This is a genomic window from Clostridium nigeriense, assembly GCF_050585245.1.
In the GTDB taxonomy this organism is placed as follows: Bacteria; Bacillota; Clostridia; order Clostridiales; family Clostridiaceae; genus Clostridium; species Clostridium nigeriense_A.
Window position 1 is genome coordinate 442,506 of the sequence record NZ_JBNOOF010000002.1, and the last position, 19,653, is coordinate 462,158.

18 protein-coding genes, 2 riboswitches and 1 other annotated feature are annotated in these 19,653 nt (G+C 28.1%); of the genes, 8 read left to right on the top strand and 10 right to left on the bottom strand.

Annotated features, from left to right (window positions below; translation table 11 throughout):
• Positions 1-15 precede the first annotated feature (15 nt).
• A complete protein-coding gene (locus tag ACQPUY_RS05400) occupies positions 16-975 on the top strand; it encodes a D-2-hydroxyacid dehydrogenase (RefSeq protein WP_430840012.1) in 960 nt (319 codons plus the stop codon).
• Positions 976-1,048: 73 nt separating this feature from the next.
• Positions 1,049-1,248: a binding site (T-box leader), on the top strand.
• A gap of 70 nt (positions 1,249-1,318) precedes the next feature.
• Entirely contained in the window at positions 1,319-2,986 is a 1,668-nt protein-coding gene (gene leuA, locus ACQPUY_RS05405) for a 2-isopropylmalate synthase (protein ID WP_430840014.1), read from the top strand.
• 258 nt (positions 2,987-3,244) lie between these two features.
• Here leuA and aspD read toward each other — a convergent pair whose 3' ends face one another.
• A complete protein-coding gene (gene aspD / locus ACQPUY_RS05410; RefSeq protein WP_430840016.1) occupies positions 3,245-4,903 on the bottom strand; it encodes an aspartate 4-decarboxylase in 1,659 nt (552 codons plus the stop codon).
• 254 nt (positions 4,904-5,157) lie between these two features.
• Positions 5,158-5,234: riboswitch (glycine riboswitch) on the top strand.
• A gap of 2 nt (positions 5,235-5,236) precedes the next feature.
• Positions 5,237-5,402, top strand: a riboswitch (glycine riboswitch).
• 178 nt (positions 5,403-5,580) lie between these two features.
• Between aspD and ACQPUY_RS05415 the strand changes: the two genes are divergently transcribed.
• Both ACQPUY_RS05415 and ACQPUY_RS05420 read left to right on the top strand, forming a co-directional pair.
• Entirely contained in the window at positions 5,581-6,963 is a 1,383-nt protein-coding gene (locus ACQPUY_RS05415; protein ID WP_430840018.1) for an alanine/glycine:cation symporter family protein, read from the top strand.
• A gap of 278 nt (positions 6,964-7,241) precedes the next feature.
• On the top strand, positions 7,242-8,204 hold the full coding sequence (locus tag ACQPUY_RS05420) for a glycoside hydrolase family 73 protein (protein WP_430840020.1): 963 nt from the start codon (positions 7,242-7,244) through the stop codon (positions 8,202-8,204).
• Positions 8,205-8,366: 162 nt separating this feature from the next.
• Here ACQPUY_RS05420 and ACQPUY_RS05425 read toward each other — a convergent pair whose 3' ends face one another.
• Positions 8,367-8,636 (bottom strand): acylphosphatase, encoded by a 270-nt coding sequence (locus tag ACQPUY_RS05425; protein WP_430840022.1) that lies wholly within the window; start codon positions 8,634-8,636, stop codon positions 8,367-8,369.
• A 141-nt stretch (positions 8,637-8,777) separates the two neighbouring features.
• On the opposite strand from ACQPUY_RS05425, the gene ndk reads away from it, so the two are divergent.
• Positions 8,778-9,179, top strand: coding sequence for a nucleoside-diphosphate kinase (ndk, locus tag ACQPUY_RS05430; RefSeq protein WP_430840024.1), 402 nt, complete (start codon positions 8,778-8,780; stop codon positions 9,177-9,179).
• Positions 9,180-9,205: 26 nt separating this feature from the next.
• Here the strand turns inward: ndk and ACQPUY_RS05435 are convergent, their stop codons facing one another.
• Genes ACQPUY_RS05435 through ACQPUY_RS05455 form a run of 5 tightly spaced genes read right to left on the bottom strand, consistent with a single transcriptional unit; the run spans position 9,206 to position 13,516 of the window.
• Positions 9,206-10,267, bottom strand: a complete 1,062-nt coding sequence (locus ACQPUY_RS05435) for an ABC transporter substrate-binding protein (protein ID WP_430840025.1) — start codon at positions 10,265-10,267, stop codon at positions 9,206-9,208.
• Positions 10,254-11,063 carry an ABC transporter permease gene (locus ACQPUY_RS05440; RefSeq protein WP_430840027.1) on the bottom strand — a complete coding sequence of 270 codons (810 nt, stop codon included), beginning with the start codon at positions 11,061-11,063 and terminating at the stop codon, positions 10,254-10,256. The genes ACQPUY_RS05435 and ACQPUY_RS05440 overlap by 14 nt, the downstream gene beginning before the upstream one ends.
• Entirely contained in the window at positions 11,057-11,911 is an 855-nt protein-coding gene (locus ACQPUY_RS05445) for an ABC transporter permease (protein ID WP_430840029.1), read from the bottom strand. The genes ACQPUY_RS05440 and ACQPUY_RS05445 overlap by 7 nt, the downstream gene beginning before the upstream one ends.
• The gene (gene potA, locus ACQPUY_RS05450; protein WP_430840031.1) at positions 11,904-12,953 is read right to left on the bottom strand and encodes a spermidine/putrescine ABC transporter ATP-binding protein; all 1,050 of its coding nucleotides are present in this window, start codon (positions 12,951-12,953) and stop codon (positions 11,904-11,906) included. The genes ACQPUY_RS05445 and potA overlap by 8 nt, the downstream gene beginning before the upstream one ends.
• A 23-nt stretch (positions 12,954-12,976) precedes the next feature.
• Positions 12,977-13,516, bottom strand: a complete 540-nt coding sequence (locus ACQPUY_RS05455; RefSeq protein ID WP_430840033.1) for a helix-turn-helix domain-containing protein — start codon at positions 13,514-13,516, stop codon at positions 12,977-12,979.
• A gap of 455 nt (positions 13,517-13,971) precedes the next feature.
• Between ACQPUY_RS05455 and ACQPUY_RS05460 the strand changes: the two genes are divergently transcribed.
• Both ACQPUY_RS05460 and pflA read left to right on the top strand, forming a co-directional pair.
• Complete coding sequence (locus ACQPUY_RS05460) at positions 13,972-15,045, top strand: GNAT family N-acetyltransferase (protein ID WP_430840035.1); 1,074 nt, start codon at positions 13,972-13,974, stop codon at positions 15,043-15,045.
• 101 nt (positions 15,046-15,146) lie between these two features.
• Positions 15,147-15,860, top strand: coding sequence for a pyruvate formate-lyase-activating protein (pflA, locus tag ACQPUY_RS05465; RefSeq protein ID WP_430840037.1), 714 nt, complete (start codon positions 15,147-15,149; stop codon positions 15,858-15,860).
• Between the two features lie 254 nt (positions 15,861-16,114).
• On the opposite strand, the gene ACQPUY_RS05470 is transcribed toward pflA, so the two are convergent.
• Both ACQPUY_RS05470 and rocF read right to left on the bottom strand, forming a co-directional pair.
• Entirely contained in the window at positions 16,115-16,744 is a 630-nt protein-coding gene (locus ACQPUY_RS05470) for a 3'-5' exonuclease (RefSeq protein ID WP_430840039.1), read from the bottom strand.
• 206 nt (positions 16,745-16,950) lie between these two features.
• The gene (rocF, locus tag ACQPUY_RS05475; RefSeq protein ID WP_430840041.1) at positions 16,951-17,856 is read right to left on the bottom strand and encodes an arginase; all 906 of its coding nucleotides are present in this window, start codon (positions 17,854-17,856) and stop codon (positions 16,951-16,953) included.
• A gap of 302 nt (positions 17,857-18,158) precedes the next feature.
• On the opposite strand from rocF, the gene ACQPUY_RS05480 reads away from it, so the two are divergent.
• Positions 18,159-18,884 carry an alpha/beta family hydrolase gene (locus tag ACQPUY_RS05480; protein ID WP_430840043.1) on the top strand — a complete coding sequence of 242 codons (726 nt, stop codon included), beginning with the start codon at positions 18,159-18,161 and terminating at the stop codon, positions 18,882-18,884.
• A 60-nt stretch (positions 18,885-18,944) separates the two neighbouring features.
• Here the strand turns inward: ACQPUY_RS05480 and ACQPUY_RS05485 are convergent, their stop codons facing one another.
• A complete protein-coding gene (locus tag ACQPUY_RS05485; protein ID WP_430840045.1) occupies positions 18,945-19,589 on the bottom strand; it encodes a hypothetical protein in 645 nt (214 codons plus the stop codon).
• Between the last annotated feature and the right edge of the window lie 64 nt (positions 19,590-19,653).

Here is a 19,653-nt window from a genome sequence, read left to right on the forward strand (position 1 = left end):
AAAGAGGTGTGCAATATGAAGAAAATAGTAATTTTAGATGGACAAACTTTAGGAGAGTTAGATTTTAATGCTCTAAAGGAATTTGGAGAAGTAGTTTATTTTGATACTACGAAACCAGAAGAAGTAGTTGAAAGAATAAAAGGCGCTAACATAGTATTAACTAATAAGGTAGTTTTAACTGAGGATAACTTAAAGGAGGCTAAAAGTTTAGAGCTTATATGTGAAACAGCAACAGGATTTAATAACATAGATATAGTTTATGCAAAAAATAATAATATTGCAGTAACTAATGTTGCTGGATATGCAACTAATACAGTAGCTCAACATACATTTGCAACAGTATTATCTTTATATGACAAGCTTCCATATTATGATAATTTTGTAAAGTCAGGAGAATATGCAAAGAGTGGATTATTCACAAATTTAGGTAAGCCTTTTTATGAACTTGAAGGTAAGACTTGGGGAATTATAGGATTAGGTGCTATAGGAAGAAGAGTTGCAAAAATTGCAGAGGCTTTCGGAATAAATGTTATATACTATTCTACTTCAGGAAAGAATTCAAATAGTGATTATAAGAGAGTTGATTTTGATGAATTATTAAAAAGTTCGGATATAATTTCTATACATGCTCCATTAAATAAGGACACGCAAGGATTAATAAACTATAATGCTTTAAATAAGATGAAAAAGACATCTATATTAGTTAATATGGGACGAGGTCCTATAGTAGTAGAAAAAGATTTGGCAAGAGCAATAGATGAAGAGCTTATAGCTGGAGCTGCTTTAGATGTATTTGAAGTAGAACCAATAGCTTCAGATAATCCTGTAGTTTTAGCTAAAAATAATGATAGATTAGTATTAACACCTCATATAGCTTGGGCTAGTGTTGAAGCAAGAAATAGACTATTTAAAGAGGTAGTCAATAATATTAAAGCTTTTTATAATGGAGAAATTAGAGGAAGAGTAGAATTATAATATTGTATAAAAATATACTAGAAATATTTGACAAAACATAAAATATATAGTATATTACTAATTAACTCAATAAAGAAAAGCTTGGAATGAGAGTAGTAGAAGGTATGATATATTAAAGAGAGTAGGGGTATGGTGAGAACCCGCATATAATCGCTTTTGAACTCGCTCAGGAGCTACAAGACTGAATGGGGAAAGTAGGTCTTGTCGGTATAGAAGATACCGTTAAAACAATTAAGTATAAGCTTGGATGGTACCGCGTAAATCGCTCCAAATATAGGAGGATTTATGCGTTTTTTTACTTTTTAGGAAATTATTTTATTAATAATAGTAAGGGGGCATTTAAATGAATTATAAAAAGTATAAGAAATTTCAAAGCATCAAATTAAAAGAAAGAACCTGGCCAGATAAGGAAATAGAAAAGGCACCTATATGGTGTAGTGTAGATTTAAGAGATGGTAATCAAGCATTGATTAATCCAATGAGTGTAGATGAAAAAATAAAAATGTTTAATCTTTTAGTGGAAATAGGATTTAAGGAAATAGAAGTAGGTTTTCCCTCAGCTTCACAAATAGAATTTGACTTTTTAAGAAGGTTAGTTGATTATAATTTGATTCCAGATGGTGTTAAGATACAAGTATTAACTCAAGTAAGACCACATTTAATAAAAAGAACTTTTGAGGCTTTAGAAGGTGTGAAGGAAGCTATTCTTCATATATATAATTCAACATCAATATTACAAAGAGATGTAGTCTTTAATATGAGTAAAGAAGAAATTAAAGATATTGCAGTAGAAGGAACTAAATTAGTTAAGGAGTATACTAAAAGCTTTAATGGAAAGGTATATTTAGAATATTCACCAGAAAGTTTTACAGGTACAGAGGTTGATTATGCTTTAGAGGTATGTGAAGCTGTTTTAGATACTTGGGGTGCAAGCGAAGATGAAAAAGTTATTATTAATCTTCCTTCTACAGTAGAAATGGATACACCAAATGTATTTGCAGATCAAATTGAATGGATGAGTAGTAATTTTACTAACAGGGAAAGAGTTATTTTAAGTGTTCATCCTCACAATGATAGAGGAACTGGAGTTGCAGCAGCTGAACTTTCAATGTTAGCAGGTGCAGATAGAGTAGAAGGAACTTTATTTGGAAATGGAGAAAGAACAGGAAATGTTGATGTTATTAATTTAGCTTGTAATATGTTTTCTCATGGAATAGATCCAAATCTTAAATTAGATAATATTAATAAAATTATAGATGTATATGAGAAGTGTTGTAAGATACCAGTTCATATAAGACATCCTTATGCAGGGGAATTAGTATTTACTGCCTTCTCTGGCTCTCATCAGGATGCAATTAATAAGGGTATGAAAAAATATATGGAAAGAAATAATCAGTATTGGGAAGTTCCATATTTACCTATAGATCCTAGTGACTTAGGAAGAGAGTATGAAGCTTTAGTAAGAATAAATAGCCAATCTGGAAAAGGCGGAGTTGCATTTGTATTAGAAAGTCATTATGGATACAAGATGCCTAAGACGATGCATAAGGAATTTGGAGATATAATTCAAGAGATAACAGAAAAGGTTGGAGAAATTTCACCAAAGGTTATTATGGACAAGTTTACTGAAGAATATTTAGAGGCAAATGAACCATTTAAGTTAATTAAATTTAAGGTAGAAGATAATGATAGTTTAGAGAATGATGGTGATAATACAACGATTAATGTTACATTTTCTTATAATGGAAAAGAGCAAAATGTTGTTGCACAAGGGAATGGACCAATAAACTCATTAAAGAATGCATTAGTTAAAAGTAAATTAGTAGAAACAATTATTTTAGACTATGCAGAACATTCTTTAGGCGTAGGTTCTGAAGCTAAGGCAGCTGCATATGTAGAGATGAAGAGACTTGATAATTCAAAAACTACTTTTGGAGTAGGGGTAGATAATAACATTACGATAGCATCTATTAAAGCCGTCTTTAGTGCAATAAATAGACTATATAGATAATTAATAATTAAGAATGAATAATGAAAAATTAAGGGTAAAACTCCTATAGGAGTTTTAAAAAAGAATAGAAATTTATACAATTTGTTTAGAAGTAGATAAAATTTATATGACGGCACTTGAAGCGTACGACTGAGCAAAAATTCATAATTCCGAGGAATGAGGAATTATTACCTTTAGTTTATAGAAGTAAATATGTTGTGTTAGGGCGACTTGGAGCTTGTGACGGAGCCACTAATATAACATATTTACTTCTTTTTTTTATTGTGCTTTTCTAGAAATATTTATTTGCTCTATTTTATTTGCTTCCCATTCTTTAAGTAGATCATTTAAAACTTTTCTTAGAACTTTACCAATAATATAGTAGCAATTATCATTTAAATTTGCTAATGATACTCTAAATGACCATTCTGAAGAAGCAAAACCATCTCCATTTAAAAGTACTACTGAGTAATTTTTAGCTAGACTATATAATATATCTAAAGGAGTATAGTTTTTAGATATATAATTTGAAAAGTCTTCACTATATTTATTTTTAGCCCAATCTAAAATATTAATCTCAGTGTAATAAGAAGCATCTAGAGGGTTCTCATCAATCTCTAATTCTAAACCTTCAAATAAATTTGATTTACGTTTTTTACATATTTCAATAGTTAAGTTTTTATAATTACTATTAATATCTACTAGTGCAGATCCACAGAATAATGACATCTGTACTTGTTGTGGAGTAGATAGACCAGCTGTATGATTTAAGGCAACTTGTCTACTATCTGCTACTAACCTATCTATAAAAGGTATTTCCTCAGGATTTAATTTCATATGTTTATATCTATCATTTAAAACATCTTTATCTTCTTTTGGAAGATTACTAATTAATTCATTAAATATATTATTTTTATTCAATAATATAGTTCCTAATCTCCATCCGGTAACACCAAAATATTTAGATAATGAGTACACTCCTACAGTATTGTATGGTAAGTATGAAATTACTGATTTAAAATTATTTATAAATGTACAATAAACATCATCAGTTATTATCATTAGATTAGGGTTATAGTTATTAACAACATTTATTAAGTTATCCATACATTTCTCACTTAGTGCAATTGAAGCTGGATTATTTGGATTAACTATAAATAAGGCTTTTATATCTTTGTTTTTAAGCTTACTTAACTCCTCTAAAGGATATTGATAAGTCGGATTATTATTTTCATCAACCTCGTTTGCATGAATTCTTATAACGTTAAAATTATAATTAGGTAAATGAGGTATCTCTAAATAAGGTGTAAAAATTGGAGTCATTAAAGCTATAGTATCACCTTTATTCAATAATTTATTTGCAACTAAAGATTCAAAAATATAACACATTGCAGCTGTTCCACCTTCTACAGCAAAAACATCATAGTCATTATTATATTTTTCTTGTCCACATAATTCTTTTAATAAATATTTATTTACGATTTTTTCAATATGTAAAAGCATTCTATCAGGGAATGGATAATTATCTCCTATAATTCCATCTGATAATTCAAATAGAAAATCATCTTTATTAAAATCAAATTCATTAATGCAAAAATCTATTATTTCCTTTAAAAGCTTAATTCCAGGTAGATTTATATTTTCATTATAGTAATTTATAAATCTATTATAAATACCATCTTTTTTAATGGTTCCTGATAAATTTTCAAGGCACAATGTTCTTTCACATTCTAGAACTGAAAATTGTCCTAATGTAAAAAAAGCTTGTCTAGGCGTAGAAGATGTCCAATTTGGATTTCCCCTACCAGCATCTAAAACAGTTCCGTTAAATTTTTCCTTATTAAGATTAGCTAAGCTTATCAACTTGTCTTTAAACTCGAAAGGACTTATTCTACCATAAAGTTTTTTTAAGTAGTCCTTATTTAATGTTTCGTACATTATGGATCTCCTTCTCAATTTTGTTAATTATCTATTAATAGTATATAACTATGAAATAAAAAATCAAGGATTTCTTGCAAAATATAATAGAAAATGAAATAAATTCTTCAAAAAATAATAAATTTTAAATTTATAGTAGTCAAATACATTTAATATTATTAAACTCATAATATAAGTATATAAATTTGGAAAAATAATTCTTGAATTAATTATAGTGTGTGTATATAATTACAATATAATTTAATAATGTTCGGATGAAGATAGTGGGAGAGCGATTTTATAAATCCACCGAAGAAGTAAATCTTTCAGGTATTAGGACCGCTATTGGACGAACCTCTGGAGAGACTCGAAAAGAGCACCGAAGGAGCAAAATGATGCTGTCGTAGAATGAAGAATGAATAATTTAGAACAAACTATATAAATAATTGTTTATTTTTAATTTTAAATTGATCTGTTTTAAAGGCAGCCACATTGAAACTCTCAGGTAAAAGGACAGGGGATAAGATAGAAGGCTATGGAAAATTTTAAGCTTAAAATGAAAATTTAAAGCTGAATCTATTTTTAGTGATTTGGAATAAATTACATAAATGATTATTCATTGGTAATTGTTCATTGTTAATTTGTCTATGTCTCTTATCTATTCTCCTCCGTAAATATATTTTTAGGGGGATTTTTTTATGTTAAACAAAATTCAATCATTTCTTAATGCTGTAGATAGCATCATATGGGGACCACCATTATTAATACTATTAGTTGGAACAGGTATTTACCTAACTTGGAAGCTTAAATTACTTCAAATTTTTAGATTACCACTAGCAGTTAAATATATTTTTTCCAAGGAAGAAGAGAGTGATGAAAATGCTGTAGGTGATGTATCTAGTTATGCAGCTTTATGTACTGCATTATCTGCAACTATAGGAACTGGTAATATTGTTGGAGTTGCAACTGCAATTAAAGCAGGAGGACCAGGAGCTCTTTTTTGGATGTGGGTTGCAGCTTTTTTTGGTATGGCAACAAAATATGCTGAAGGAGTATTAGCAATAAAATATAGAGAAGTAGATGAAAATGGTCAAATGTCAGGGGGACCGATGTATTACATAAAAAATGGTTTAGGCTTAAATTGGTTAGCTAAATTATTTGCTATATTTGGAGTTGGTGTTGCTTTACTAGGTATAGGAACATTTGGACAAGTTAAGTCAATTGCTGATGCAGCACAAATAGGATTTAATATACCAATAGTAGTAACAGCGGTAGTAGTAACAATACTTGTAGCTTTGGTTACTTTAGGAGGAATTGAAAGAATATCAAAGGTTTCAGAAAAAGTAGTGCCATTTATGGCAATCTTATATATAGTTGGAGTTTTACTAGTTTTAATATTTAATTTAAATAAGGTACCATCAGCAGTATTATTAATAATTGAAAGTGCTTTTAATCCAAAGGCAGCCTTAGGGGGAGCTGTTGGTATAACAGTATCTATAGCAATGCAAAGAGGAATAGGGCGAGGAGTTTTTTCTAATGAAGCAGGCCTTGGAAGTGCTCCAATTGCAGCAGCTGCTGCAAAAACAAATTCTCCTGTTAGACAAGGTTTAATTTCTATGACAGGAACATTTATAGATACTATAATTATTTGTACTATGACAGGAATAGTAATAGTAGTTACAGGTAGTTTTAATGGTAACTTAGAAGGAGCAGCATTGACAACAGTAGCTTTTGAAGCAGGTTTACCAATAGCTTCACTAGGTAAATATATTGTTAATATAGGATTAATATTCTTTGCATTTACAACTATTTTAGGATGGAATTATTATGGAGAAAGATGTATAGAATATTTAGTTGGAGTTAAAGGAATTAAGCCTTATAAGCTTATATTTATATCTTTAGTTGGCCTTGGTTCATTCTTACCATTAGAAATGATTTTTATTATAGCAGATATAGTAAATGGTCTTATGGCATTTCCAAACCTAGTAGGATTAATAGGATTACGAAAGGTAGTTATAGAAGAGACAGAAGAGTACTTTGAAACTTTAAAAGAAACTGAAAAGAAAGTATTATCTGCATAATAATCTTTTATATTAGATTATCATATAGCTGAATGTAGAAACTCAACAACTAAAGCTTTGAGTTTCTAAATAAGAGTGTAGCGACGGAATAAAAATTCATAATTCCGAGGAATGAGGAATTATTACCTTGAGTCTGTAGAAGTAAATATGTTATGCTCTGGCGACTTGGAGCTTGCGACGGAGTAACTAATATAACATATTTACTTCTTTTTTATAATAAGATTTATAAATGCGTAATAGTAGTATAATATATTATTAAGTAAATGGGAGGTGAAGCTTTGCAATATAAGGGAACTTATAAAGGCATAAATGATTTTGGTAAATCAGCTATAAATAATAAATTTAGAAAGTTAGTTTTATCCTTAATATTTATAATAACTTTAATTACAACTGTAATAATAGCTACCTCTAAACTTATTAATAACTCTAGTAATAATATTATTTTATCTAAGGAAGAAATTCAAAATTATATAGATGTATCTGATGAATTAAGTAAAGTTGGTTATCAATTTAATTGGCAAGAAGTTGCAGCACTCAATTATGTTATTAATAATGAAAGTTTTGAAATTAATAATGATAATATAGATAGAATTAGGAATGCCTTGTTAAATGAAGATAGTGAAGAAAATATATTAGGTATTAATAGTTTTAAATCTGCAATTAATAATTTAGGATTAAATAGTGATCAAGAAGAGCTAGCTATAGAAAACTTGAAAGCTTTAAGGAACAATTATATTAATGAAAGTTTATCTAATGATAATAACAAGATAGAATTTATAGAAAGTGTATCAGAAGTTGCATACGAGAACTATGAAACTTATGGTATCCTACCATCTATTACTATTTCTCAAGCTATTTTGGAGTCAGGGTGGGGAGAATCAACATTATCGTCTGAATATAATAATCTTTTTGGAATAAAGGCTGATAGCAGATGGAATGGTGAAAGTGTTAATCTTAAGACAAAAGAAAATTATAATGATGTAATAGTTGGTGCATTTAGATCATATGATAGTTTTAAAGATTCAATTAAGGATCATGGTAAGTTCTTATCAGAAAATGAAAGATATGCAAATAATGGGCTTTTTGAAGGAAGAACATATAAAGAACAAGCTCAAGCTTTAGAAAATGCAGGATACAGTACTGCCAAGGATGAGGATGGTAATTTAATATATGCAGATAAATTAATAAGAGTTATTCAAGAAAATAACTTAATGTTTTATGATACAATAGCAGAAAGATAATAAAGAATATCATATATTTGTGACTTGGCGATTACGGCAAAACAAAAATTCATAATTCTGAGGAATGATGAATTTTTAACTTGAGTTTATAGAAGTAAATATGTTATAGCTACTTGCAGATTGCAACGGAGGGACTAATATAACATATTTACTTCTTTTTTGCTAAATAATTTTAAATTTAGTTTCATTAGGAAGTACATTAATTACTTTTTTGGATAGGGAAGTAACTCTAATGAAATAATTACCCTTATTTATAATACTTATAAATTTAAAAAGAACTTTTTCATCTCCTTGTACCTCCATTTCAACCATGCCGTTATCCATGTTACGAACCCATCCAGTTAAATTAAGGGTTAAAGCATTCATTTGGCAATAGTATCTAAATCCAACTCCTTGAACTCTACCATCAACAACAATATAGTATCTAGTCATAATATCACCCCATAAATAAATTAATATAAGAAATTATATCATAAATAGATGAAAAATATTAATATTTTGAATTTTAGGTTAATAAAATATGTAAATAGATGGTATAATTTAGATGAGAATTGTTTTGTGGGAGGAAGTATTATGGAAAAATCATTAGTATTGATAAAACCAGATGCAGTTAGAAAGGGTTTAATTGGTAAAGTAATAAGTAAGTATGAAGATAATGGTCTAAAAATAATAGCTTTAAAAATGGAAAGGATTTCTGAGGATTTTGCTAGTAGGCATTATGAAGAGCATATAGGGAAGACTTTTTATGAACCGTTAATAAGATTTATTACTAGTGGACCTTTATGTGCATTAATATTAGAAGGTGATAATGCTATTGAGAGGATTAGAAATATAAATGGAAGTACTAATCCTGAAGTAGCAAAAGAGGGTACAATTAGAAGAATGTATGCAGAGAATAAAACTGAAAATTGTGTTCATGCTTCTGATAGTAAAGAAAGTGCAAAGAGAGAAATAAATTTATGGTTTGGAAACTAAAATAGGGTTACTTGTGTAACCCTATTTTAGTTGATTTTAACTTTTAACCAAGCATCATCATATAATTTAATGTCATTTCCTAAATCTCTATATATGGCACAATTATCTAGAACTTCATCAGGAGGATAAACTGTTTCATCTTCTTGAGTTTCTTTATCTAAAAGTTCATAAGCACCAGTGTTGGGTGTTGCATAACCTATATATTCAACATTTTCTTTAGCATTTTCAGGCTCAGACAAGAAGTTTATAAATTCTTCAGCTTCAGTTTTATGTTTAGCTCCTTTAGGAATAACCATAACATCAAACCATTTATTGGAGCCCTCTTTAGGAACTACATATTGAAGATTTAAGTCTGGAGCTTCTTCTTGAATAAATATAGCATCACCAGAGTAAACAGTAGCAAAAATAGCTTCTCCATTCACCATCTTATCTTTAACTTCATCCATTACATAAGATTGAACTAAAGGTTTTTGTTTTATTAATTCATCAGCTGCCTCATCTAATTCGGATTTATTAATAGAGTTAATTGAATATCCAAGTCTAGCTAAAGATATAGCTAATGTATCTCTTATAGAATCAAACATAAAGATTTCACCTTTATATTTAGAATTCCATAATATGTCCCAACTATCTACAACATCATCAACTCTATCAGCATCATAAATTATTCCAACAGTACCCCACATATACGGAACTGAATATTCGTTAGTAGGATCGTACTGTAGATTTTTATAATCTTCTCCAATGTATTGATAGTTAGGTATGTTGCTAAAATCGATTTTTTCTAACAAGTCTTCTTTAATCATTTTTTCAACCATATAGTCAGAAGGAAAAACTAAATCATAAGTTCCGGGACTGTTTTTAACTTTTTGATACATTATTTCATTTGATTCATAAGTATCATAGATTACATCTATACCTGTTTCTTCTTCAAATTTTTTTATTAAATCTTCATTTATATAATCACCATAGTTAAATACATTTAAAGTTCTTTTTCCATTTGCATCATTTTTATTACATCCAACAAATGATGAAGAAATTAATATTAAAGAACATATAACAGAAATAAATTTCTTAAGCTTTTTCAACTTTATCACCTCTTGTAAATTCCTTTCTATTAGCTATTAATAGAAGTGTTAATACTGTTACAAACATTAGTGTAGAAAGAGCATTTATTTCAGGTTTAATACCTCTTCTTGCCATAGAATATATTTCAATTGATAGGTTTGTAACTCCTGGGCCTGCTGTAAAGAAGCTTATAACAAAGTCATCAACAGACATTGTAAATGCCATAAGCATACCAGCCCAAATACCAGGTTTAATTTGAGGTAATATAATTTTTCTTAAAGTATAAGCTGGAGTAGCACCTAAATCTAAAGCAGCTTCCTCTATATTTGCAGGCAACTGTCTAAGCTTAGGTAAAACTGCTAATATTACATATGGAATATTAAATGTAATATGGGCAAGTAACATTGTAGTAAATCCAAAATCTAATTTAATAATTGGTCTTAAAAATATAAATAAACTCATTAATGCAATACCAGTTACTATATCTGGATTTAATACAGGTAGGTAATTTATATTTAATAGTAAGGCTTTCTTAGGGCCTTTCATTTTATTAATTCCTATAGCAGCTAAAGTTCCAATTATTGTAGCAATAATAGATGAAATTATTGCAATAACAATTGTAAAAAATAAAGCTTTTAATATGTTTTCATTATTGAATAATTCAACATACCATCTTAAAGTAAAGCCTGACCATTTTCCCATAGTCTTGGAATCGTTGAAGGAGAATATTATTAATGCAGCAATAGGCATATATAAAAATATGAAAATTATTAACAAATAAAACTTTTTAATAAAGTTTTCAAATCCTTTTACCATAATTGTCCGCCTCCTTCTTTAGCCACTGAACTGTCAAATAAGCTCATTACAGCCATACAAATTAAAATAATTACCATCATAAATATTGATATTGATGAACCGAAGTTCCAATCACCCATAGTAGTGAATTGTTGTTCTATTAAGTTACCTAAAAGTGTGTATTGTCCGCCACCTAATAATCTAGAAATTACGAAAGTAGAAACTGCAGGCATAAATACCATAGTAATACCTGAGATTACACCAGGCATACTTAAAGGTAATATTACTTTTCTAAATATTTGACTTCTGCTAGCACCTAAGTCAGCAGCAGCATTTAATAAATCATTATCTATTTTAGTTAATACTGTGTAAATTGGTAGTACCATAAATGGTAAGAAGTTATAAATCATACCTAAGATTACAGCACCATCATTATATAAGAAGTTAAAAGGTCCAAGTCCTATATAACCAAGTAAATTATTTATAAATCCGTTTTTACCTAAGATAGGTAACCAAGCATAAGTTCTAAGTAAGAAATTCATCCACATTGGAACTATAAATAGCATAATTAAAATATTGCCTTTTGAAGGCTTCATTTTAGATATTATATATGCTACTGGATAACCTAAAATTAAGCACCAAAATGTAGATAAAAATGCAAGCCATAAGCTTCTTTCAAAAACTTTAATATATTGTGGTTGAACTAATCTTAAAAAGTTTTCTACAGAAAAAGTATATCCTCCATCAGGAGTTGATACAGTAAAGCCAAAAAATAATACTATTAGTAAAGGGATTATTATAAATAGAGCACTCCAAAATATAAATGGATATGCAGCAAGGTTCTTTCTAGAAACCTTAGACTTACTCATTATGAGATACCTTTCTCATTATATGAATATCTTCAGGATAAATATCTAAACCTATAACTGAATTAACCTCTGCAAACTTAGTATTGTGTAATATCCATTTATGATTTTCATCTTCAACTTCTATTTCGTAATGTACTCCCTTAAATATTATTGATTTTACTCTTCCCTTTAACATTCCCTTATCAGCTGCTACTATCTTGATGTCTTCTGGTCTTATAACAACATCTATTGATTCATTTTTATTGAATCCTTTATCTACGCAATCAAATACTTTATTACAAAACTCAACTTTGTAATCCTCAAGCATTGTTCCGTCTAGTATATTACTTTCACCTATAAAATCAGCTACAAAAGCATTAGCTGGTTCATTATAGATATCTTCAGGAGATCCCATTTGCTGGATTTTTCCTTTATTCATAACTATTATTGTATCAGACATAGTTAATGCTTCTTCTTGATCATGAGTTACAAAGATAAAAGTTATACCTAATCTTTGTTGTATTCTTTTAAGCTCAATTTGCATTTCTTTTCTAAGCTTTAAATCTAGAGCTCCAAGTGGTTCATCTAGAAGAAGAACTTCAGGTTCATTTATTAATGCTCTAGCAATTGCAACTCTTTGTTGTTGCCCACCACTTAAAGATTCAATTTTTCTATTTTCAAAACCTTCTAGAGAAACTAATTTTAGCATTTCTTTAACTTTTGAATCTATTTTATCTTTAGGAGTTTTTTTTATTTTTAATCCAAATGCTATATTTTGGTATACATTCATATGAGGAAATAAAGCATACTTTTGGAATACGGTGTTTACTTGCCTTTTATATGGAGGTAAAGATGATATATCAGTTCCATTAAATAAAACCTCACCTTTATCAGCTTCTTCAAAACCAGCAATAATTTTTAATGTAGTTGTTTTACCACATCCGCTAGGACCAAGTAATGTTAAAAATTCATTCTTTTTAATGTTTAATGAAAGGTTGTCTAAAACGCAGTTATTTTCAAAAGTCTTAGAAACTCCTTTTATTTCTATTATATTTTGTTCCAAAATAAACACCTCTTTCTACAGATTTAAAATGATGGTGGAGTACTTACCCAAATTACCTTAGCTTGTGTTTTTCCAGCATTTGAAATATAGTGATTAGATTTAGGCTTAAAATAAAAGCTTTCACCCTTTTTAACTTTAAATTTCTTTTTACCTAAATGTAATATTATTGTTCCAGATAAAACAAAACCAAACTCCTCGCCTTGATGAGGTTCTTCTTCTATATATTGCCCTTCAGGTTCTAAAGTTATCATAATTGGTTCCATTTCATTTTTTTGAGCATTAGGTATAAGCCACATTAATTTATATTTTAAGTCTTCATTTTCAGTTTCAAACATATCTTCATATGTAAAAGTAACCTTTTCTTCAGTAGCATCACTAAAAAATTCCGTTAGATTTGTTCCTAGAATTTCTAATATATCTATTAGTGTGGCTATTGAAGGAGAAGTTAAATCATTTTCTACTTGAGATATAAAGCCTTTAGATAATTCACATCTATTGGCCAATTCTTCTTGAGTTAATTGTTTTTCAATACGTAATCTACGTATTTTTTCACCGATTTCCACAAATACACCTTCCACCTATAAATTTTCTAATACTAAACCTTATGTTTAAAATTACTAAACAAACAATAGTAATTATATATATTTCTTCCGTAGAAATCAATATTTTTTTATAAAAAATTAAGAAAAATTTTCTTTGAGAATCATTGATTTTATTAACTTAGAATAAGATTATAAAAATAATAGTTTAATAAAACAACACTTAAAGTTTAGAAATACTAAATAAAATTTAGACATAAAAAATTGATAGAAAATTCATATTTCTTTTTAATGTAGATGAAATCTGATTTTACTAATTTCATACCTTTTACTAGGCAATTAGTATTATTAATAAAATATTAAAAATAAATGACATAATTTCTTTATATAGCCTATATTCCTTGATAAAAAAATTAATTTATGAGATAGTTATTTATATATTGACTTTAATAGAAAAGGAAATATTTGTAGGTGATATTATGAATAATAAAATGGGATTGTATAGAAGGAATGGTAAATTAGTTTATATAAAAATGCCTGAGTTTAATGAATTATCTTTCGTAAAGGAGTTATGGGGGGATAAGAAAAATATGGGTGACTTTGGAGAAGTTTATTCTTTTCCAAAGGAGAAGTGGGAAATGTTTTATAAAAAAATGGTTAATCCAACAGATGGAAAGAATTTTTATTGCTTAGTTTATGATACTATGGATAGACCAGTTGGGGAAGTTAGTTTTCATGGATATAATTCAGCTACTAAAGTTGCTAGAATAAATATAAAAATTCATTATGAACATAGAGGTAAAGGATATGCTGAAGAAGCTTTAATATTACTTTTAGAGTATTATTTTTTAGAGTTTGGTGGAGAAGCTATAATAGATTCGGTAATAACTAATGCAGGAAAGTCTTTACTAGGAAAAATAGGATTTGAGGAGTTAAATAATTTTAGAAATCAAGGAACATATAAATTAACTAAGAAAAAGTTTTTGAGTTGTAAAATTAAGAGTAAGAAATCAATTGCTATTTTATCTTATGATGACTTTTACCTATCAGAGTATTCTTTAATTTTTAATATTTTCAATAAAGTAAATGAAATTTTAAAAGAAGAGTATTTTCATGTTTATTCTATATCTAATAAAGAAAATATTACTGCTAAAGGTGTATCTATTAAAATAAATGAAGATTTGAGTGAAAATAGAATATGTCCAGATATATTAATTATTCCAGGAGGAAGTGGAATAGAACAAATTTTAGAGGATAATTATTTAGTAGATAGTATTAATAAAATTTATAAAAATTGTGATTATATTGCTACGTTTTCAAATGGAGTATATTTTTTAAAGCAGGTTAATGGAGTAAATGGTATTTATATGCCGGATTCAAAATGGAAAATTGAAGGAACTATCAAAGTAAATAGATCTTTTGTAGATAATGGGAAAATAATGATATCCTCAAATTTAATTGGAAATATTGAACTTTGCATTAGTATAGTAAAAAAGCTTGCTGGTGATGATATTGCTATGAAACTAGCTAAAGAAATTGGGTATTTGTACTAGTATTAATACTTTTTGTATTGGACAATTTATAATATACAAATTATAATAATTAGGACAACTTAAGATGAATTTTAATTGTGCAGGATAGAGGAGAAGATTATATGATAAAAGGTAGAATTCATTCGATTGAAACAATGGGACTTGTAGATGGACCAGGAATAAGAGTGGTAGTATTTTTTCAAGGATGTAAGTTAAGATGTCTTTATTGTCATAATCCTGATACTTGGAGTGAAAAAGAAGGGGAAGAGTATACAGTAGAAGATTTAGTTGGCAAAATTAAAAGATTTAAAAGCTATTTTTCTACATCTGGTGGTGGAGTTACTTTTTCAGGAGGAGATCCTCTTAGACAACCAGAATTTCTTTTAGAAGTTTTAAAGCGTTGCAAGGAAGAAGGAATACACACATGTTTAGATACTTCAGGTGTAGGTTTTGGTGAGTATGAAGAAATCTTAAAATATACTGATTTAGTTTTGTATGATGTTAAGCATTTAACTGAAGATGGCTATTTAGATATGACAGGATATAAAATAGATGAAACAAATAAGTTTATAGAAGCTTCTCAAAAAGTGGGAACTAAGCTATGGATAAGACAAGTAGTTGTACCAGGGAAAACAGATAGTGCAAAATATATGGAATCTTTAAGAAAATTTGTAGATTCATTAAAGAATGTTGAAAAGGTAGAATTACTACCATACCATTTATTGGGTGTGAATAAGTATGAAAATTTAAAATTGAAATATAGATTAGATGGAGTTCCAGCAATGGACAAGGAAATCTGTAAGAGTCTTAAGAATAAATATTTTAGTGAATATTAAAAATTTAAGAATAATAAAGAGCATAGTTTAGATACTTATATTTTAAGTAAGTAGGTTAACTATGCTCTTTCAATTTCCTTCCTTCTGCTTTGAAGTGCATCTATTAATTTAGCGATGACTTGGAGCTTGCGGTGGAATAATAATTCATAATTCCTCGGAATTATGAATTATTACCTTTAGTTTTGAAGTATTAAAATATCATAGAAGGGTGACTTGGAGCTTGCGACGGAACACTGATATGATATTTTAATACTTTATTTATTAAGTAATTTTGAAAAGTATCCGGCAGGAATTAATCCTTTTTTCATACCTTGAATTACTGTTAGGTAAGTTGCAGCAGTATCAAATCTAGCATCGTGATAGTTCCCGCTTCCTTCAAATAATTCATTTGCTTTATCAGCGATTTGTTCCTCTGTAATTTGAAGATAATCTATCACTTCAGCTAATTTTGGATTTTTAACAGTTCCAGATGGATTTAATATATTACATACTGGTTTATAATATGCCATAGTACAAAAAGTATTTTTAGGCTCCCAAGTAGTATCTATAAGACCTGCTTCCCATAATTGTTGTAATTCATGTTTTAAAAACTTTATATCAAATTGAACATTATGTCCTATAATAAAGTCTGCTTCAAAGAAGTCAGGCATAAATTCATGAACAAACTCTAAAAATTCTCTTCCATCTGAAAGTTCATAAAGTTTTTCTAAAGAAAATCCATGAATAGCTTGAGCTCCTTCATCCATACTATCTACTGTAAAGAAAAAGTTTTTACCTGTAGTTTTTTGTGGTTTAGTTGAAGCATCTATTACTATATAACTTAATTGACATATGTTTCCAGGTTTTATACTGGTAGTTTCTGTATCAAAAAATAATAGCTTCATTATATCCTCCTAAGATTATTTTGCTTATTATATAATAACATAAAAATCATAAAAATCGAAATAAGGAATTTAAATAATAATAAAGATAGCTATTGTATAATGTAAAATTTAGCGTATAGAAATATAAATTAAAGAAAAAAACTCCCTAAGGAGTTTCTTTAAATTATTTTTAATTGAGCTATTTTATGACAGCTCCAAATTACATCTTATTTTCCTTCAAAAGATTTAGAAATAGCTTTTAATAACTCAAGACAAGTTTCTAAAGTTTTTTTATTATTATCTAAATCTGGATTAAATTCTACAAAATCCATAGATCTAACTAAAGAAGTATTAATAATACTTTCAATAACTTCTTTTCCTTCTGAGAAGGATAATCCATCTTCTACTGGAGTTCCTGTTCCTGGTACATATGAAGGATCTAGGCTGTCGATATCAAAGCTAAAATGAATGTTATTAACATTATTCTTTTTAATAGCTTCTAACAACTCTGTTAAAACAGATTTTATGCCCTTTGTTTTAATATCTTTCATGGTCCATACATTTAGATTATATTCCTTGATTAATTCAATTTCACCTAAATCTAAGTCTCTGCAACCTAATAAAAATACATTTTCAGGTTTGACCTTTTGGCTTGGGAAATAAAGGTTAGTCAACTGCTCATGTCCAATTCCCATAGAACTTGCTAAAGGCATTCCGTGAATGTTTCCTGATGGGGAAGTCTCTAGTGTATTCATATCACCATGAGCATCCACCCAAACTACTGCAAGATCTCCCTCGAAAAATTTACTAGCACCAGCAATACTTCCAATTGCTAGGGCGTGATCACCGCCTATTGTTAATGGTAGACGAGAATTTTTTAAGGATTCGTAAACTTTATCAGCTAGTCCAATATTTGATCTCACAACTTCATCTAAATACTTCATTTTTGCGTTTGCTGCGTATTTATCATTTGAAGAAACATTTTTTACATGAACTTCGCCCATATCACAGACTTCATGGCTTTTATTAAAGATATCTAGAAGGTTGTTCTCTCTTAAAATCCTTGGGCCTTTTTCTACTCCAGGATTATCACATCCGTAGAATAGAGGCATATCAATAATACTAATATTCATAAAACAAACCTCCAAAATGAATAATAATTTATAGGGCAATAAATATATATTAATAGTTTAAGGCTAATATGTAAATAAAAATAATAAAATTTTATTAAAATTTGTTAAATTAATTTTTATCTAAGAAATACTAAAAATATCATTATATTTGCAGATGAAATTTGTCTAAAAAGTGAAAACTTTTTTATAATATATTATAGTTTATTTATACCCTTATTAAATTTTGTTATTCTAGTTATGTACTATTTATTATTAAAGGAATATAATAGTGATATTAAATTAAGTGTATAAAGAGGAATGTAATGATTAAAAAGAGAAAAAATATAATATTTTCAAGTTTTATTATTTTAGCTATATTATTATCTGGATTTGTTATTTGGGCAAAAGATTCATATAATCCAACAGAAGAGGCTCAGCAAGTCTTTAAAAATATAGATGTTGTTGATATTACAGAAGATGAGTTTATAACATTTACTCCTAAAGGTAATACTCCTAATAAAGGATTTATTTTTTATCCTGGAGGAAAAGTTAATCCAGAGGCTTATTCTATTTTAGCAAAAGGAATAGCAGAGGAAGGGTACTTAGTAGTTATAGTACCAATGCCCCTAAATCTTGCGGTATTATCACCAAATAAGGCTAATGAAGCTATTGAAAAATACAGTTATATAGATACCTGGGCTATTGGTGGACATTCTTTAGGTGGAGTAATGGCTAGTAAGTTTGCAAGTGAAAATGATAATATTAAGGGACTAGCTTTATATGCATCTTATCCAAGTGGAGATGAGTTAAAAAGTTCTAACATAGAAGTTATAAGTATATATGGAAGTGAAGATGGAGTAGCTGATTTAGAAAAAATTAAAAGCGCTAAGTTATCAGAAAATAGTACATTTTTTGAAATTAAAGGTGGAAATCATGCACAGTTTGGTAATTATGGTCCACAAAATGGAGATAATAATGCAAGTATAAGTTCATCAGAACAAATTAATGAGGCTATTAAATATACAGTTAAAATGTTAGAGGAAATATAAAAAAATATTATGTAAAAGAAATTAGCTGGCAAATTAATTAACCAGCTAATTTCTTTTATATTATGAAATCATTTCACTAAGCTTTTGTAATGCATCATCTTTTGAATCAAAAGAAAACTTATTTTCTTTAATATAGTTTTGGTCAGTTTCAGGCAAGTTTCCTAAGGGTTTTGAATCTGTATAGACTTTCTTTTCTGATTCAATTACATTGCCATTAGTATCAGTTTTGAAAATAGATATATATCCATTCTCTTCTCCTAAATAATATTTATTAGCTTCAAACTTATCACTTTTTACTTCTTTGTCACGAGTATATGTGAGTTTTTGCTCATTTTTTTCAGAAAGTTTATATCCATCTTTAGAAAGTTCTGTTGTTAATTCTTCTTCAGTTAAATTTTCCTTTAATTTAAGTTTTTCTTTTAAATTAAGTAAGTTATCTATCATGTCTACATTTTCGTTTGTTTTAAGCGTAACGAATATATCATCGCTTAAATATTTATTATCTGCATATACATTTTCATTTTCAACGTCTATATTAGAAATTTTTCTATTAGGGTTAGTAAAATAATCAGTAATAAAATAGCTTAAACAAAAAGAAATAGCTAGTAAAGTTACAAATGATACCAATAATGCAGCTTTTTGTTTTTTATTTAAATTTTTTTTTGCTGAATTAGAATTATTATTATTATTATTTAAATTATCCATATTTATCACTCCTTGCTATGATTATTGACAATAAACACAAAAAGTAAACAAGTATAATTTAAAA

What these genes read in the sequence shown, in the direction of transcription:
- ACQPUY_RS05400 (WP_430840012.1), top strand. Translation starts at nt 16, where the DNA reads ATGAAGAAAATAGTAATTTTAGATGGACAAACTTTAGGAGAGTTAGAT.
- leuA (WP_430840014.1), top strand. Translation starts at nt 1,319, where the DNA reads ATGAATTATAAAAAGTATAAGAAATTTCAAAGCATCAAATTAAAAGAA.
- aspD (WP_430840016.1), bottom strand. Translation starts at nt 4,903, where the DNA reads ATGTACGAAACATTAAATAAGGACTACTTAAAAAAACTTTATGGTAGA.
- ACQPUY_RS05415 (WP_430840018.1), top strand. Translation starts at nt 5,581, where the DNA reads ATGTTAAACAAAATTCAATCATTTCTTAATGCTGTAGATAGCATCATA.
- ACQPUY_RS05425 (WP_430840022.1), bottom strand. Translation starts at nt 8,636, where the DNA reads ATGACTAGATACTATATTGTTGTTGATGGTAGAGTTCAAGGAGTTGGA.
- ndk (WP_430840024.1), top strand. Translation starts at nt 8,778, where the DNA reads ATGGAAAAATCATTAGTATTGATAAAACCAGATGCAGTTAGAAAGGGT.
- ACQPUY_RS05440 (WP_430840027.1), bottom strand. Translation starts at nt 11,063, where the DNA reads ATGGTAAAAGGATTTGAAAACTTTATTAAAAAGTTTTATTTGTTAATA.
- ACQPUY_RS05445 (WP_430840029.1), bottom strand. Translation starts at nt 11,911, where the DNA reads ATGAGTAAGTCTAAGGTTTCTAGAAAGAACCTTGCTGCATATCCATTT.
- ACQPUY_RS05460 (WP_430840035.1), top strand. Translation starts at nt 13,972, where the DNA reads ATGAATAATAAAATGGGATTGTATAGAAGGAATGGTAAATTAGTTTAT.
- pflA (WP_430840037.1), top strand. Translation starts at nt 15,147, where the DNA reads ATGATAAAAGGTAGAATTCATTCGATTGAAACAATGGGACTTGTAGAT.
- ACQPUY_RS05470 (WP_430840039.1), bottom strand. Translation starts at nt 16,744, where the DNA reads ATGAAGCTATTATTTTTTGATACAGAAACTACCAGTATAAAACCTGGA.
- rocF (WP_430840041.1), bottom strand. Translation starts at nt 17,856, where the DNA reads ATGAATATTAGTATTATTGATATGCCTCTATTCTACGGATGTGATAAT.
- ACQPUY_RS05480 (WP_430840043.1), top strand. Translation starts at nt 18,159, where the DNA reads ATGATTAAAAAGAGAAAAAATATAATATTTTCAAGTTTTATTATTTTA.
- ACQPUY_RS05485 (WP_430840045.1), bottom strand. Translation starts at nt 19,589, where the DNA reads ATGGATAATTTAAATAATAATAATAATAATTCTAATTCAGCAAAAAAA.